At 64.5% G+C, this 15,084-nt stretch carries 13 protein-coding genes; 7 read left to right on the top strand and 6 right to left on the bottom strand.

Annotated features, from left to right (window positions below; all coding sequences use genetic code 11):
• On the top strand, window positions 1-158 hold a 158-nt coding region (locus ACILRA_RS09860), incomplete at its 5' end, for an ATPase inhibitor subunit zeta (protein WP_395661932.1).
• Complete coding sequence (locus ACILRA_RS09855) at window positions 159-932, top strand: HpcH/HpaI aldolase/citrate lyase family protein (RefSeq protein WP_395661931.1); 774 nt, start codon at window positions 159-161, stop codon at window positions 930-932.
• A gap of 73 nt (window positions 933-1,005) precedes the next feature.
• On the opposite strand, the gene ACILRA_RS09850 is transcribed toward ACILRA_RS09855, so the two are convergent.
• The gene (locus ACILRA_RS09850) at window positions 1,006-1,857 is read right to left on the bottom strand and encodes a PfkB family carbohydrate kinase (RefSeq protein WP_395661930.1); all 852 of its coding nucleotides are present in this window, start codon (window positions 1,855-1,857) and stop codon (window positions 1,006-1,008) included.
• Complete coding sequence (locus tag ACILRA_RS09845) at window positions 1,854-2,852, bottom strand: sugar phosphate isomerase/epimerase family protein (protein ID WP_395661929.1); 999 nt, start codon at window positions 2,850-2,852, stop codon at window positions 1,854-1,856. The genes ACILRA_RS09850 and ACILRA_RS09845 overlap by 4 nt, the downstream gene beginning before the upstream one ends.
• A gap of 90 nt (window positions 2,853-2,942) precedes the next feature.
• On the opposite strand from ACILRA_RS09845, the gene ACILRA_RS09840 reads away from it, so the two are divergent.
• The 3 genes from ACILRA_RS09840 to ACILRA_RS09830 are packed head-to-tail and all read left to right on the top strand — an operon-like array spanning window position 2,943 to window position 6,339.
• Window positions 2,943-3,755 carry a BtpA/SgcQ family protein gene (locus ACILRA_RS09840; RefSeq protein WP_395661928.1) on the top strand — a complete coding sequence of 271 codons (813 nt, stop codon included), beginning with the start codon at window positions 2,943-2,945 and terminating at the stop codon, window positions 3,753-3,755.
• 2 nt (window positions 3,756-3,757) lie between these two features.
• A complete protein-coding gene (locus ACILRA_RS09835; protein WP_395661927.1) occupies window positions 3,758-4,861 on the top strand; it encodes a M42 family peptidase in 1,104 nt (367 codons plus the stop codon).
• Complete coding sequence (locus ACILRA_RS09830) at window positions 4,858-6,339, top strand: FGGY-family carbohydrate kinase (protein WP_395661926.1); 1,482 nt, start codon at window positions 4,858-4,860, stop codon at window positions 6,337-6,339. Before ACILRA_RS09835 ends, ACILRA_RS09830 begins: the two co-directional genes overlap by 4 nt.
• Window position 6,340: 1 nt before the next feature.
• Here the strand turns inward: ACILRA_RS09830 and ACILRA_RS09825 are convergent, their stop codons facing one another.
• The 4 genes from ACILRA_RS09825 to ACILRA_RS09810 all read right to left on the bottom strand — a co-directional run bounded on the left by ACILRA_RS09825 (window position 6,341) and on the right by ACILRA_RS09810 (window position 11,336).
• Complete coding sequence (locus tag ACILRA_RS09825; RefSeq protein ID WP_395661925.1) at window positions 6,341-7,210, bottom strand: carbohydrate ABC transporter permease; 870 nt, start codon at window positions 7,208-7,210, stop codon at window positions 6,341-6,343.
• Window positions 7,210-8,322, bottom strand: coding sequence for a carbohydrate ABC transporter permease (locus ACILRA_RS09820; protein ID WP_395661924.1), 1,113 nt, complete (start codon window positions 8,320-8,322; stop codon window positions 7,210-7,212). Before ACILRA_RS09820 ends, ACILRA_RS09825 begins: the two co-directional genes overlap by 1 nt.
• A gap of 64 nt (window positions 8,323-8,386) precedes the next feature.
• Complete coding sequence (locus tag ACILRA_RS09815; RefSeq protein WP_395661923.1) at window positions 8,387-10,033, bottom strand: ABC transporter substrate-binding protein; 1,647 nt, start codon at window positions 10,031-10,033, stop codon at window positions 8,387-8,389.
• A 241-nt stretch (window positions 10,034-10,274) separates the two neighbouring features.
• Window positions 10,275-11,336 (bottom strand): ABC transporter ATP-binding protein, encoded by a 1,062-nt coding sequence (locus tag ACILRA_RS09810; protein ID WP_395661922.1) that lies wholly within the window; start codon window positions 11,334-11,336, stop codon window positions 10,275-10,277.
• A gap of 91 nt (window positions 11,337-11,427) precedes the next feature.
• Between ACILRA_RS09810 and ACILRA_RS09805 the strand changes: the two genes are divergently transcribed.
• Together ACILRA_RS09805 and ACILRA_RS09800 are read left to right on the top strand one after the other, a co-directional pair.
• Complete coding sequence (locus ACILRA_RS09805; protein ID WP_395661921.1) at window positions 11,428-12,183, top strand: creatininase family protein; 756 nt, start codon at window positions 11,428-11,430, stop codon at window positions 12,181-12,183.
• A 245-nt stretch (window positions 12,184-12,428) separates the two neighbouring features.
• Entirely contained in the window at window positions 12,429-14,633 is a 2,205-nt protein-coding gene (locus ACILRA_RS09800) for an SLC26A/SulP transporter family protein (protein ID WP_395661920.1), read from the top strand.
• Window positions 14,634-15,084: the final 451 nt, after the last annotated feature.

Raw genomic sequence — 15,084 nt, 5'->3', positions numbered from 1 at the left:
TCATGGCCGATTTCCAGGAAGCGGGCGACGATGACGTGTTCCGCAAGATCCGCGCTGATTTTGACGCCAAGAATGTCGAGCAGTCCGACCACCAGATCCGCCGCACCATGGATGAGCTGATGGCCCAGGCGGTTGAGCAGATCAAGGCAGCCTCTTAAGTGACGGCTGAGCATTTTGACCTGAGACAACGGCTCGCCACTGGCGAGCCGTTCCTGTTTTCATGGATGTCCGTTCCCTCGGCGGCCCTTGCAGCCCAGGTGGCGAGACTGCCTTTCGACGGCGTCTGCCTTGACATGCAGCACGGCATGATCGGCTTTTCCGATGCCGCGCCGATGATCGCGGCGATCAATGCCGCCAGGCGCCCGGCGCTGGTGCGCAGCCTGTGGAACGATCCGGCGATTCCCGGCCAGGCCTTTGACGCAGGCGCGGTGTGCGTGATCTCGCCCATGGTCAACACCCGTGCCCAGGCAGAGGCGCTGGTCCGGGCTGCGAAATATCCCCCCATGGGCGCGCGGAGCTGGGGCGGCTACACCGCCCTTCAGGCGTCTGGCCTCGCCCCGTCTGAATATTTGCGGGAGGCCAACCGGATGACCATGGTGTTTTCCATGGTGGAGACCGTCGAGGCCCTCCAGAATGTCGAGGAGATCGCCGCAACGCCAGGACTGGACGGCTTGTTCGTGGGTCCGTCCGATCTCTCGATCACGCTGTCGCGCGGGGCAGGGATCGACAAGCTCGGCCAGCAGACACTCGATGCCATGCGCAAGGTGTCCGACGCGGCCCGCCGCAACGGATTGGTGGCCGGAGCCTTCGGCGGCAATGCCGAGGTCATCAAGACCTACCAGGGCCTCGGCTTCACCTTCCTCGCCGCGGCGGTGGATGTCGACCTGCTGCAATGGGGCGCAGCCTCGCTGCGAAAATCGCTCGAGCCCTGAGGTCTCAGCGGGCGCGAGCGGATCAATGGTTTGAGCATGATCTTGTCGCAAAAGTGGTTTCCACTTTTGGCGATCATGCTCGAGGCGTGGAGACCAGGCGAGCGGCAGCGGCGGAGGCGAGGCGGCATGCGAAGCCGAGATCCTCGCCCGCTGCAATCCGGGCGGCGAGCGTGCCGCAGAAGCAGTCGCCCGCCCCGTGGGCAGACACGAGCTTGACCGGGAGAGCGGGAATATCGGTCCGCACGCCGTCCCGTGTCATCAGTGACAGTCCCTCGGCACCTCGGGTGATGATCACGTCGCAGCGTGGCGTGTGAAGGGTGGCCAGGGCGCGGTCAGGATCGTCCGTGCCTGACAGCATCCGCGCTTCGACCCGGTTCACCACGAGGACGTCGATCAGGTTCATGAAAACCGGCGACATGTCACGCACGGGCGCTGCGTTGAGAATGACGAGCGCACCGTTCCGGCGGGCGTTGAGCGCGGCGGTGATGCTCACGGCCTCCGGGATCTCGTTCTGCAGCAGCATCACCTTGGTGCGCCACAGCTGTTCCCACCGCGTTTCGATGGCGTTTGGATCGATCGTCAGATTGGCGCCGGAAACGACCACCGCGCCATATTCGCCCGCCTCCTCGCTGATGGCGACGCTCATGCCGCTGCCTTGACCGGGGTCGATATCAACATGGGTGGTGTCGACGCCGGCCGAAGTGAGATTGGTCCGCAGACGTTTGCCGAAGTCATCGCTGCCCGTCTGGCCGCCAAAGGCTGTCTTCGCGCCTGCGCGGGCGGCGGCCACCGCCTGGTTGCCGCCCTTGCCGCCGCATTTGTAGTGCCAGGATGAGCCGATCAGCGTCTCGTCAACTTGTGGCAGGCGGGGGGCGGCCACCATGATGTCGAGATGCAGGCTGCCGACAACGCTGACGTCGATCATGCGGCACCATAGAGTGCCGTGTGGAGGATGCGCTGGCTCGCCACCGCGTCTTGCGCGGCGATGGCCTGGTCGAGGGCCGTATTGCCCCTGAGACGATCCAGCACGCGGCACATGCCTTCGACAGCGGAGATGTTGGCGGAGCATTCCGACACGGGGTCGAGGCCCACGGCGTCCGGAAATGTATCGAAATAGATGGCCTTATCGTAGCCCAGCTTCTCCAGCGTGTAGAGCAGTTCGAGCGTCTGGATCACATGCACGCTGCCCGCGATCAGGCCATCGTCACGCTTGGCATAACCATCATTGAGGTGAACGCCGAGCAGACGGCTGCGGCGGTGGATGAGGGCCGCCGCATAGGCCGGCATTTCATCGGCATAGAGAACATGGGCGAAGTCGAGCGTGACACCCAAATTCTTCGCGCCCACGTCCGCAACCATGAGGAGGGTGGTGGCCACGTCCGGTAGCAGGCTGAAGGCACGCGGCTCGTTGGGCTTGTACTCGATCGACACGTCGATGGCCGGATTGTGCGCGGCGATGATGGCAAGCGCCTCCGCTGTCTCGTCCCACAACTTTAGGTAATCGGCCTGGAAGGAATAGTCGAATCCGTCCTGGCCGAGCCACAGGGTCATCAGGTCGCCACCGGCCTCCGCCATCGCGTCGATGCCGCGCAGCGTCAGGTCCAGCGCCTTGGCGCGGATCGCCTTGTCGGGGTGGGAGAGCGCGCCCTTTTTGAAGCCAGGGTCGGAGTAATAGCGCATGGCGAAGCCGTTGAGGCTGATGCCGAGGCCATCGAGCGTGGAGCGGATCTCCTTTGGCGTGGTGCCCTCGAGATGGTCGGGGAAGTTGAAATCCACCGCCGAAAGGCCCGGAACGGTCGCCGCCCGCGCGATGAGGTCCAGCGCGGTGATGCGGTTGCGCCCCGGCCAGACCTTCGCCGCATCGGCCTTGAAGCCGTTGAGGCGGGTCGCGTAGGCGAAGCGGGTGGTGGATGTCGACACGTCATGGCCTCTCAGCTTGCGGGAGCGCAGAGCTTCCGTTACCAATTCGGGAGGAAAAATCCACGACCAAAACAGATGGGGGAAACCGGGATGCCCGGCAAGTTCGAGAGACTGTTCAAGACCAGGAAACCGGTGATCGCCATGGTGCATTTCGGGGCGCTTCCCGGCTCGCCGCTGCATGATGCGGAGGCCGGGCTGCCCGGGCTGCTGGCTGGCGTGCGCAAGGACCTGAAGGCGCTGCAGGATGCGGGCGTCGATGCCGTGATGTTCGGCAACGAGAACGACCGGCCCTATGAGTTCAAGGTCGACACCGCCTCGACCGCCACCATGGCCTACATCATCGGCCAGGTGCGCCACGAGATCACCGTGCCATTCGGCGTCAACGTGCTGTGGGACCCGATGGCCACCGTGGCGCTCGGCGCTGCGACGGGAGCGTCCTTTGCCCGCGAGATCTTCACCGGTACCCATGCCTCCGACATGGGGATGTGGCTTCCCGATGCGGGCGCCGCCATGCGCTACCGCGACCGGCTGGGGCGCAAGGACCTGGCGCTGATGTACAATATTTCTGCCGAATTCGCCTGGTCGCTGGACCAGCGCAGCCTGCCCGACCGGGCGCGGAGCGCGGTGTTCTCCTCGATCCCCGATGCGATCCTGGTGTCCGGCGTCATCACGGGCGAGGCGGCGGCCTTGTCCGACCTCGAGGCCGTGAAGCGCGTTGTGCCGGAGGTGCCCGTGCTGGCCAATACGGGGGTGAAGCATGCCACCGTGGCGGATGTGATGAAGATCGCCGATGGCTGCGTCGTCGGCTCCTCGCTGAAGGTTGACGGCGACACCTGGAACGCGGTTGACCCGGCGCGTGCGAAGGACTTCATGGACAAGGCCCGCAAGGCGCGGGGCGATTGATCATGCAGGACAGGATCAAGCGCTGGACCGAAGCCCTGATGATGATTCCGGGGCTCAGCGGCTTCGAGGGCAACGTGCGCCGCTATATCAAGGCGGAGCTGAAGGCCCTGGGGCTTTCCGCGAAGACGGACATGCTGGGCAATCTCATTGCTACCATCGAGGGGGATCCGAACCTGCCCTCCGTGATGCTGATCGGCCACATGGACCAGCTGGGGCTGATCGTGCGCAAGATCGAAGCCTCTGGCATGATCCGCGCGGAGCGCGTGGGCGGCGTGCCGGAGCGCGCGCTGGCCGCGCATGAGGTGCTGCTGTGCATCGGGCAGGGCAAGACACTGCCCGGCATTATCGCCAACAAGAGCCACCATGCGACCACGCCGGAAGAGAAATACCGCGTGGTGCCCTATCAGGAGCTCTACATCGATTGCGGCTTCCGCAGCGGGGAGGAGGCTGTTGCGGCGGGCGTGAATGTCGGAACGCCCATCGTCTACAAACCCAATGTGGTGGAGCTCGCGGGCGGCAGGCTGGGCGGCACGTCAGTCGATGACCGCGCGGCCTGCGCCATCATGCTCGAGCTGGCGCGGGCGACGAAGGAGCTGCGCAATCTTCCCACCATCCATCTCGTCTTCTCGGTGCTGGAAGAGTTCAACCTGCGCGGCGCCGTGACGGCGGCGCAGGTGCTGCAGCCCGACATCTGCGTGCAGCTCGACCTGGCGCTGGCCACCGATACACCCGACATGGGCCATCGCGGCGATGTCAAGCTTGGGGCGGGGCCGGTGATGAGCATGTTCAGCTTCCACGGGCGTGGCACGCTCAACGGCTGCATCCCGCATCCGGCCCTTGTGCAGCTGTTCCAGTCAACAGCGGACCACGAGAAGATCACGCTGCAGCGGAGTGCCCATATCGGCGCGCTGACGGAGACGTCCTATGTGCAGCTCGTGGGCAAGGGGGTGGCCTCGATCGATATGGGGTTCCCGGCGCGTTACACGCATTCAGCACTTGAAGTGTGTGATCTGGCCGATCTCGAGAGCCTGACGCGGCTGCTGCTGGCGGCGCTGCGCCGCATCGATGCCAGTTTCTCGCTCGACAGGGATGATTACGTCGAATGAAGCACTATCTGGGCGTCGACGTCGGCACCTATGAAACCAAGGGCGTGATCGTCACGGGTGATGGCAGGATCGTCGCGCAGGCCGCACGGCCCCACCAGATGATCGTGCCGCAGCCCGGCTGGGCCGAGCATGACGCGGAGCGCGACTGGTGGGGCGACTTCGTCTTCGTGACGCGCAAGATGCTGGCCGAGAGCCGGATCGATCCTGCCTCCATCGCCGCCATCGGCGCGAGCGCCATCGGCCCCTGCGTGCTCCCCGTTGACAGCGATGGCAACCCGCTGATGAACGGCATTCTCTATGGCGTGGACACACGCGCCACGGCGGAGATCGCGGAGCTCAATGCCGCGATCGGCGAGGACGTGATCCTCGAGCGCTGCCGCAATGCGCTGTCCACCCAGGCTGCGGGCCCCAAGATGCTGTGGCTGAAGCGCAACCGGCCGGAGATCTATGCCAAGGCGCACAAGTTCCTGAACTCGACCTCCTTCATCAACTTCCGCCTCACCGGCGCCTATGCCATCGACCACTACTCGGCCGGAAACTCGACGCCCTATTACCTGCCGGGCAAGCTCGGCTGGAGCGACGAGCTCGCCCCCGGCACGATCCCCATGGAGCGGATGGCGGATCTTTACTGGACGACCGACGTCATCGGCCATGTGACGGCGCGCGCGGCGGAGGAAACGGGGCTTGCCCGGGGAACGCCGGTGATCGCCGGCACCATCGATGCGGCGGCGGAAGCGGTGAGCGTAGGCGTGACCGAACCTGGCCAGATGATGATGATGTATGGCTCGACCATCTTCATCATCGAGATCACGGCAGAGCAGGTGCGGGAGGCATCGCTGTGGTATTCGCCCTGGCTGTTCAAGGGGCAGCATGCGGCGATGGCGGGCGTCTCGACGGCGGGAACGCTCACGCACTGGTTCCGCCGCGTGATGGCCTCAGACCTTTCGCCCGCCGACGCGATCCGCGTGCTGAACGATGAGGCGATGGCCTCGCCGCCGGGCGCCAACGGGCTTGTGGTGCTGCCCTATTTCTCCGGCGCGCTGACGCCGCTGTTCGACCCGCAAGCCAAGGGCATGGTCTTTGGCCTCGACCTCACGCATACGCGGGGCGACATGTTCCGGGCCTGCCTGGAAGGCATCGCACAGGCCACGCGTCACATCATCGAGACTTATGAAAAGGCGGGCCAGCCGCCACGCGAGGTGTTCGCGGTGGGTGGCGGAACACGCAGCAAAGTGTGGTCTCAGGCGATCTCGGACAGCTGCAACGTGGTCCAGCAGCTGCGCGAGAAGAGCTGGGGCGCCTCCTTCGGCGATGCCTTCCTGGCGGCGCTGGCCGTGGGCGATGCGAAACCGGGCGACATGGCCGTGTGGAACCCGGTTGTCGCCGAGATCCGCCCCGACCCGGCGAAGCGCGAGATTTATGACCGCCTCTATGCCCGTTTCCGCGGCATTCACGAGGCGGTGAAACCTTACCGCTGAGTTATTTCACAGCACCTGTGGTGAGGCCCTTCACGATGTAGCGCTCGAGGAAGATGCCGATGATGATCAGGGGCAGGATGGCGGCGGAGGCCAGCGCCGCCATCGACCACCAGCTGATGCCTTGCGAGCCGGTCTGGCTCGCCACCATCACCGGCAGGGTCTTGGCGTGGCTCGAGGTGAGCAGGGCGGCGAAGAAATACTCGTTCCAGCACAGGATGACGGAGAGGATGAAGGCCGCCACCATGCCCGGAAGGGCGATGGGCAGGATGATGCGGAAGAAGGCACCCCAGGCCGAGCAGCCATCGACGAGCGCTGCTTGTTCAAGCTCCTGCGGGATCGAGTCGAACTGGTCCTTCATGATCCAGATCACGATGGGCAGCACCGAGAGCGTGTAGATGAGGATGAGGCCCACCATCGAGTCGAGCAGCGCCAGCTCCTTGTAGAGGACGAGGAAGGGCATGGCGAGCACGACGGGCGGCAGGATGAGCTGTGACAGGAAGAAGAAGGAGATGTCGCGGTTCTTCCAGATCTTCCACTTGTATTGGAAGCGGCTCAGGCCATAGGCGGCGGTGGAGCCGAGGATGAGCGCCAGCAGCGAGGCGCCGATCGAGGCCTGGATCGAGTTCCAGAAGCGCTTGATGAATTCGGCGCGCGGTGTCGACTCGGTGAAGATCGTGTCGGGTGAGAGGCCGATGGCGCGAAGCCCCAGCCAGGCCGGCTTGAAATCCACCCACGGGATGATGTGGCCCAGCTGCACGTCCTTCGCCACCTTGAAGGTGGTGGAGAAGGTCCAGAAGATCGGGAACAGCGCAATGATCGTCCAGACGATGAGCGCTGTATAGATCAGGATGCGGGACAGCGTGCGCGGCATCAGGCGTGCCTCTGCATGAAGCGGCTGGTGGCCCATAGCAGCAGTGCCACGAAGATGATGATGATGATGAGGTAGACTTCCGCGATCATCGTGCCGTAGCCGACGTTGGAACGGTCTTTGTATTCGCGGAAGATGAAGCTCGAGATCGTGTCGGTGGCGCCGCCGGGGCCGCCGGAGGTGGTGTTGATCACGATGTCGGCAAGCTTCAGCTGGAAGATGATGCGCAGGACGATGGTGGTCATCGAGACGGGCAGCATCAAGGGGAAGGTGATCTGCCAGAAGCCCTGCCAGCCGGTGGCGCCGTCGACCTTGGCGGCTTCCTGCACTTCCTTCGAGAGTGCCTGGAGGCCGGCGAGGATCATGATCATCATGAAGGGGATCCACACCCAGGCGTCCATGATGGCGATCGTGGTCTTCGCCAGCCAGGGCGAGGTGAGAAGCGAGGGGTTCTCCCAGCCGAGCCAGCGCAGCAGGTTGGTGACGGGCCCGAAGCGGTATTCCAGCATCGATTTGCCGATCATCCAGCTGACCGCAACGGGCGACAGCATGAAGGGCAGGAGGAAGGCCACGCGGAAGAATTTCTGCGCCTTGATGTCGGCATTGAGCAGCATGGCGAGGCCGAAGGCGATCGCATATTGCACGATGACGGTCAGGACGTAGAACACCATGTTGCCGAGCGCGTTCCAGAAATAGGGATCGGCCCAGAGCTGGCGGAGATTGTCGAGGCCGTTGAACTGGCGTCCGGTGGCGGACTGCAGGTTCCAGTCCGAAAATGCGATGAAGAAGCCGAAGAAGGTCGGGAAGATGACGAGCGCCAGCGTGAAGAGGATGGCCGGCAGCACGAAGAGCGCGCGCCAGCCCATTTCACCGTCGCGCAGGATCAGGCCCCAGCAGAGCGCAGCGCTCCACAGCACATAGCCGAAGAGGATCGGCTGCCAGTTGGGAAAACCGAAGGAGATGACGCCCGCCGCATGGAGCACCTCGACGAGGACGAGCAGGGCGAGAAGCAGGGTGGAGACGCGGATCAGCAGGCTGCCCATGCGCTGGCGCTGCGGCGCCACGGTGGGGGCGACGGCATCGTGGCCAGTTGCTGCTGAGGAAACGGAGCTCATTCAACCCTTCTTGAAAAACGAAAAGGGGCCGGCAGCGTGATGCCGCCGGCCCCGGAGGCGTAGCTTACATGCCGAGAGAGGCCTTGTAGAGCTTGATCTGGTTGTCGCGGCCCAGCTGGTCCGTGATCTTTTCCCAGGCGGCGGCGATGGCGTCCGCACCGGCCTGTGCCGTCATCTGGCCGGCATAGATCTTCGAGAGTTCGTCCTCGGCGACCGAGTAGTACTGGAAGATGCCGGGGATGCGCGGCTCGATTGCGGCATTCGGGTGGTTGTAGGAGTTGGCCTGGCTGTCGAGGAAGTTCTTGATGAACGCCTCGTCATAGCCAGATGCCGTCCACTCCGCGACGTTGAAGTGGCTCTGGCGGTAGGGCTGGAAGCCCGACGGATAAGCCGCCATCCACAGCGAGATGTCCTTGCCGCCGAGGTGGGCAGCGAGCGACCAGGCCGCCTTCTGCTTCTTCGCATCGGCGTCGACGCGGGCCATGACATAGATGCCCCAGCCGATGTAGGCCATGTTCGGGGCGTAGTTCGGGCCCGAGGCGAGCTTTTCCCACTGGCCGGACTTGGCGTTGTAGACATCGTCCGAGCCGGGGAGGATGTCGAAGGCCGTGACGTCGCCCACCACCGAGGTGTCGTTGGTCTTGACGTTCGAGCCGATGTCGCCCCACCACGACAGCATGGATCCGGTGCCAGCGAGGAACTGCTGGAAGCCGGTGGTGCCGGGGTCGGCGTTGAGCTGGTCAGCCGGCAGGCTGGGCAGCGAGTCGATCACGTCCTGGATGGCGCGCACCCAGGCCGGATTGTTGACGCGCGGCTTCATCGTGTCCGGATCGAACAGGAAGGCGCGGTCATCGGGGTGCTTGGCATAGGCCGTGGCGCGCGAGCCCAGGAAGTAGAAGGCAAAGCCGCCCCAGCCCTTGCACGGGTCGAGGTAGCCATAGAGATCCTGGCCGTTGAGCTGCTTGCCCTTCAGGAACTTGGTGGCGGCATTGACCTGCTGCCAGGTCTTCGGCACGCCCCATTCGCCAGCGCCGCCGGACTTCTTCCATTCCTCGGCGAGGCCCGCATCGGCGAACACGTCCGAGCGGTAGTTGAAGTTGTGGCAGTCGCCGTCGCAGGAGACGCGATAGGTCTTGCCGTCCCAGGTGCCGACGGGGGCCTTGAGGTAGCCCACGTAGTCATCCATGTCGATCTGCTTGGCGACCCAGTCCGGCATCACCGAGGCAAGGCCCTTGCCGCAGACGTCGCCCTCGAAGGGGGCGCCCATTTCGATCACGTCGAAGTCCACCGTGCCGGTGGCGATCGACTGCTGGAGGCGGGCATTGTAGTCGGCCTGCGCGAGGTCGATCCAGTTGATGGTGGCGCCCGTGTAGTCAGCCCAGGCCTTGGACAGGCCGCGGAACAGCACGTTGTGGACGTTCTGGTTGTTGAGGCCCATGAAGGAGAGCTCAACACCCTTGAACTCGCCTTCCGCCACGTTCTCCTTCGTGGGGCCCAAGCACATCTCGCCCACCTTCTGCCAGTCGGCATCGGTCGGCTGGCCTGCACCCACACCGGGGATCTTCAGAATCGCGGCGCGCAGATCGTCCGCCGCAAAGGCGGTGCGGATGTTCAGCGCCGGGCCACCGATGGCGGCAAGTGCAGCCGCGCCTGCAGCGCTCTTCAGCATGCCGCGGCGGCTCATCATCATGTTATAGTGTTCAATCTTCATAGCTTTGGGTCCTCCCTGTCAGCGTCCGTTGCCGTCGCGGTGCAATGTCATGCGCAGCCGTTTGCCGGTTGCGTCGATTGTTACCTTGTCTCGTGGTGAACGCGGCGCCGACTATGCAAGAACAGGAAACAAAGTCAACGAAGTGCAGCTGGGAAAGGCAGGCCCCGGCGCCAACTTGTCGTGCGCTGCAACATGTGCAGTGCACAATGCGATGGCTGCGAAACATCCTCGTGGGGTAAGTTTAGGAGATGCGCTTGCCTGTTTCCGCGTCAAACACATGGACGAGCGACACATCAGGCGACATGGCGATGCTGTCGCCGGGCTTTGCCGAGACGCGCTCACGGAAGACGCCGGTGATCTTTTGGCCGCCGAGCCGCGCGATCACCTGGGTTTCCGCTCCCGTGGGCTCGATGACCGTGACCTGGGACTCGATTGCGCCACCCAGCGTCAGATGCTCGGGCCGGATGCCATAAACGCCCGCGCGCCCGTCAGCGCCTTGTGGAACCGCGGCAAGCGGCAGCCTCACGCCACCCGCCGTTTCGAAATGGGGGGCTGCCCCGCCGCGGATCGTGCCCTTGAACATGTTCATCGACGGCGAGCCGATGAAGCCCGCGACGAAGAGGTTGTTCGGCCGGTCATAGAGCTCGAGGGGTGTACCCACCTGTTCCACGATGCCGTCATGCAGCACCACGATGCGGTCCGCCATGGTCATGGCCTCGACCTGGTCATGGGTGACGTAGACCGTCGTCGTCTTCAGCCGCTGGTGCAGCTCCTTGATTTCGGCGCGCATCTGCACACGCAGCTTGGCGTCGAGGTTGGAGAGAGGCTCATCGAAGAGGAAGACTTTCGGTGCGCGCACGATGGCGCGGCCCATGGCCACGCGCTGGCGCTGGCCGCCCGACAACTGGCGCGGATAGCGCTTGAGATAGGGCACGAGATCGAGGATCTCGGCTGCCTTCTTGACGCGCTCTTCAATCTCCGCGCGCGGCGTCTTGCGCAGCCTCAGGGCGAAGCCCATGTTCTCGGCCACCGTCTTGTGCGGGTAGAGGGCGTAGGTCTGGAACACCATGGCGATGTCCCGGTCCTTCGGGGGGAGGGTGTTCACCACCCGCTCGCCAATGCGGATGTCGCCGGCGCTGATGTCCTCCAGCCCCGCGATCATGCGCAGCAATGTGGACTTGCCGCAGCCCGAAGGGCCCACCAGCGCCACGAACTCCCCATCCGCGATGGCGATGGAAAGGCCGTGGATGACCTCCTGGTCTCCGTAGCTCTTGCGCACGTCAATGATGTCTACCGAGGCCACTCCGCTTCCCCTTCTGATCCGGGATCTTGCGTCCCGCTTCGCGGCGGCGGAGACTAGGGCAGCTTTACCCACCAGTCGAGAGCCTTCCGCCATGCGCTATGAAATGATGCTCCCCCACCAGATTCGCGCCGCTATTGCCGCCAACACGCCCCTGGTGCTGCCGCTGGGCGTGCTCGAGTACCACGGCGAGCACATGGCGGTTGGCATGGACACGCTGGCGGTGACCTCAGCCCTCGACATCCTGGAGAAGGAGGCGGAGATCGTGATCCTGCCGCCCTTCTATTATGGTGCGGCGAGCTATGCGGTCGAACCTCCCGGGGGGACGGGCAGCGTGCATGTGGATTCGAGCGTGCTCCACCCCTTCGCGCGTGAGGTCTTCACCGGCCTGCTGCGGGTCGGGTTCCGGAACATTCATGCCTTCATCCACCACCAGTCGGAGAATTTCGCGGTGGGCATGCCGACGGACCTCGCCTTCAAGTTCGGCGCCCGGCAGGCCTTGTTCTCATTCCTCGAGACAACGCGCGGAGAAGGCTGGTGGGGCGACGGCAAGATGGCGGGCTACTATGCTGCGCAGGCGGGCGGCGATGACCCGTTCAACTGGATCAAGATCCATCCGCTGATGACGGCGGAGACGATCGGTCAGTACCCGTTCGATCATGCAGGCGAGGGCGAGACATCACTCATGATGGCCATGTGCCCGGAGGCCGTGGACATGACGGCCTTTTCCCCTGAGCGCTGGTATGTGGAAAGCGCGGCGCGCGCCACAGCAGAAACCGGCGCACGCGGGCGCGATCTGATCCTCGCCCACATGCGGAAGGTACTCGGGCTGCCGGTCCGCGCCGCCTGAGCGGCCGCGCAATCAGGAGTTCGGATTGCAGACGTTATTGGTGGCCGGGCGTTCCGGCTGGTTGACAGCGAAACGGCACCGTGGCTCCGGGCTCCCGAGCCGATCCGGTATGCGGGCGTGCGGTTTACTGGTATCGACAGATCTGGCCTCAAGGGTGGCCTGAACGACGAGCGGAGCCGCCGATGTTTCTCCATGACACGCAACCAGCCGCCCGGCAGGCGATGCAATAGACGCGGCGGGGCTCCATGCAGCGAGTGGCCAAGGCCGATCCAGCCCAGCATTTGGTAAGCGCCGTTTCCGCCGGCCTGATCGCCGGTATCCGCACGATTCTGGGCTCCGCGACCATGGTCATGCTGGTGATGCCGGTGTCGCTTCCCGGCGGGATCGCGCCCGCGCTCGATGCCATCCTGATCGGCGGCGCAGTGCTGGGCGCGCTGGTGGCGCTGCTCAGCACCTATCCGGGCGTCGTCGCGCAGGTGCAGGACGGACCCGCCGTCATCATCGGCGTAATGGCGACCTCGCTTGCGGCCTCGATGCGCGGCAGCGTGCCGGCGGAACTCCTCATCCTGCTCATCATTGCGAGCCTGAACGTTGCGGCCGTGGTAGCGGGCGCGGTGTTCTACGGGCTCGGTGCCTTTCGGCTGGGTGCGCTCATCCGCTTCATTCCCTATCCCGTGATCGGCGGCTTTCTGGCTGGCTCAGGGCTGCTGATCGTCATGGGCGCGGCGGCCGTGCTCACAGGTTCCACCTTCCAGAATTTCCATTTCGGAATGCTGCTCGAGCCGCTGCGCGCGGCGCTCTGGGTGCCGGGGTTGGCCTTCGGCGTTCTGCTGGTGCTTCTCCTGCGGCGTTACAGACATCCGCTGCTTGTGCCGGGCCTGCTGCTGGGCGCGGTGGCCGTCTATCACCTGGTGCTTCTGGCGGCCGGGGTGCACATTGCCGAGGCCCAGTCCGCCGGCCAGCTGCTGGGCCCGTTTCCGGAGAACACCGGCCTCGGAATGCCGGCGTGGACGAGGCTTCCGGCAGATGCATGGCTCCATCTCCTGAAACAGGCGCCGACTTTCGCGGCCATCGTGCTGGTGTCAGTCGTGGCGCTCCTGCTTAATGCCAGCGGCCTCGAACTCGCGACGCGCAGCGACTTCGACATCAATCACGAACTGCGCGGCACGGGTCTTGCCAATATGGCGTCGGGCCTGCTGGGGGGTGCTGTCGGCTTCCACGCGCTGTCCGCCTCATTGCTCGGCTTTCGCATGGGGGCCAACAGCCGCATCATCGGACTCACCGCCGCCATTCTGTGCCTGATCGCCCTGCTCGCGGGCAGCTCACTCCTCGGCTACATGCCCAAGGCGATGCTTGGCGGCCTCCTGTTGTCGATGGGCGCTGGCCTGCTGATCGAGTGGCTCTATGACGGCTGGCGCAAGCTATCGCGCCAGGACTACCTGATCGTGGCGCTTATCGTTGCGGTGATCGGCAGCGTGGGCATTCTTGCCGGGGTGGCCGTCGGCGTGGCCGTCGCGATGGCCATCTTCGTGCTCAGCTACAGCCGGGTGCGCGTGATCCGGCAGGAACTGAGCGGCGCTGACTACCGCAGCAACGTGGACAGAAGCCCGGCGGCGCTCGCAGTGCTGAAGGAGCAGGGGCACTCCATCCGCGTGATCAAGCTCGAGGGCTTCATCTTCTTCGGCACGGCCTATTCGGTGCTGACGCATGTCCAGCAGATGTTCGTAAATCCCGGCCCGCGTCCGTTGCGCTACCTGCTGCTGGACTTTCGCGATGTCCCGGCAAACGACTCGTCCGCCATGCTGGCCTTCTCGAAGATCCGCACTTTGTGCGAGCGCAATGACTGCCGGGTCATCTTCACCCGCATGAACGCATCGATCGAGGCGCAGTTCAGGCAGGCGGGGCTCGCCCCTGAAGGCGGGATCTTGTACTTCGCCGATCTCGACCGTGCGCTCGAGCATTGCGAGGAGACGATCCTTGCTGCCGCCGCTGCCGCCGGTTTCCCGCCGGATATCTCGATCTGGGACCGGATCGAAAGGGTGTTGCCCGAAGGCGCGCCGCTCGCCAGCTTCATGGCCTATCTCGCGCCGCGCAGCTTCCAGCCGGGCGAGTACCTGCTGAGGCAGGGCGGGCCGCCCGATGAGATGATGTTCATCGAGTCGGGCCGCGTGACCGTCAGCCTCGGTCTTCCCGATGGCCGCTCGATCCGCCTGCGGTCCATGACGGTGGGCACCATGATCGGTGAGATCGGCATGTACCTGAATCAGCCGCGCAACGCCTCCGCTGTCGCCGACCTCGAGACGAAGGCCTATGTCTTGAGCGCCCAGAAGCTCAGGGAGATGGAGGCGCGTGATCCGCAGCTTGCCAATGCCCTGCACAACGTCATCGTGTCCTTGCTCGCGGAGCGCCTGACCTTCACCAACCAGCTGCTGCAGAGGCTGGTCGACTAGCGCCACCAGCCCTCAAGTGCATGCGCGATTATGGGCAAGAATTTGTGTAAGTAATTAACTCTTATGTATTTCTCGCGCCGCAAGCGATTCCGCTATAACCGCGTGCTCCAACCGTGCCGTCACCCCAGGGAAAGCGGGATGCCAGCTCTTGCTGGCATGACGGTGAGAATTGGGAGTTGATCTCAATTGGCTGACCGCCACTCTTAATCTTGCGCGAGTTCCTATCGGCCAGATGATCCCACCTGGTCGGAACGCGCGCGGGCGCGGCGTCTTCAGAAGTGCGCGGGATAAAGGGCCTTCAATCCGGCCATCACCGTTTCGATCGCTTCCGCCACCGGATAGGGGTCTTCGAGCGTGATCATGTCGAGCCAGACGCCCTCTGCCGTGATGCGGATCAGGCGGGCCGCACGCTCGGGATGGTGGGTGTAGCCATGCAACTCGTTCATGCGGG

The organism is Aestuariivirga sp. (genome assembly GCF_044239095.1).
Lineage (GTDB): Bacteria > Pseudomonadota > Alphaproteobacteria > Rhizobiales > Aestuariivirgaceae > Aestuariivirga.
The sequence above is the reverse complement of the archived record's forward strand: the minus strand, read 5'-3'. Positions and strand labels throughout refer to the sequence as shown.

What these genes read in the sequence shown, in the direction of transcription:
- ACILRA_RS09850 (WP_395661930.1), bottom strand. Translation starts at nt 1,857, where the DNA reads ATGATCGACGTCAGCGTTGTCGGCAGCCTGCATCTCGACATCATGGTG.
- ACILRA_RS09830 (WP_395661926.1), top strand. Translation starts at nt 4,858, where the DNA reads ATGAAGCACTATCTGGGCGTCGACGTCGGCACCTATGAAACCAAGGGC.
- ACILRA_RS09840 (WP_395661928.1), top strand. Translation starts at nt 2,943, where the DNA reads ATGCCCGGCAAGTTCGAGAGACTGTTCAAGACCAGGAAACCGGTGATC.
- ACILRA_RS09815 (WP_395661923.1), bottom strand. Translation starts at nt 10,033, where the DNA reads ATGAAGATTGAACACTATAACATGATGATGAGCCGCCGCGGCATGCTG.
- ACILRA_RS09805 (WP_395661921.1), top strand. Translation starts at nt 11,428, where the DNA reads ATGCGCTATGAAATGATGCTCCCCCACCAGATTCGCGCCGCTATTGCC.
- ACILRA_RS09835 (WP_395661927.1), top strand. Translation starts at nt 3,758, where the DNA reads ATGCAGGACAGGATCAAGCGCTGGACCGAAGCCCTGATGATGATTCCG.
- ACILRA_RS09825 (WP_395661925.1), bottom strand. Translation starts at nt 7,210, where the DNA reads ATGCCGCGCACGCTGTCCCGCATCCTGATCTATACAGCGCTCATCGTC.
- ACILRA_RS09820 (WP_395661924.1), bottom strand. Translation starts at nt 8,322, where the DNA reads ATGAGCTCCGTTTCCTCAGCAGCAACTGGCCACGATGCCGTCGCCCCC.
- ACILRA_RS09800 (WP_395661920.1), top strand. Translation starts at nt 12,429, where the DNA reads ATGCAGCGAGTGGCCAAGGCCGATCCAGCCCAGCATTTGGTAAGCGCC.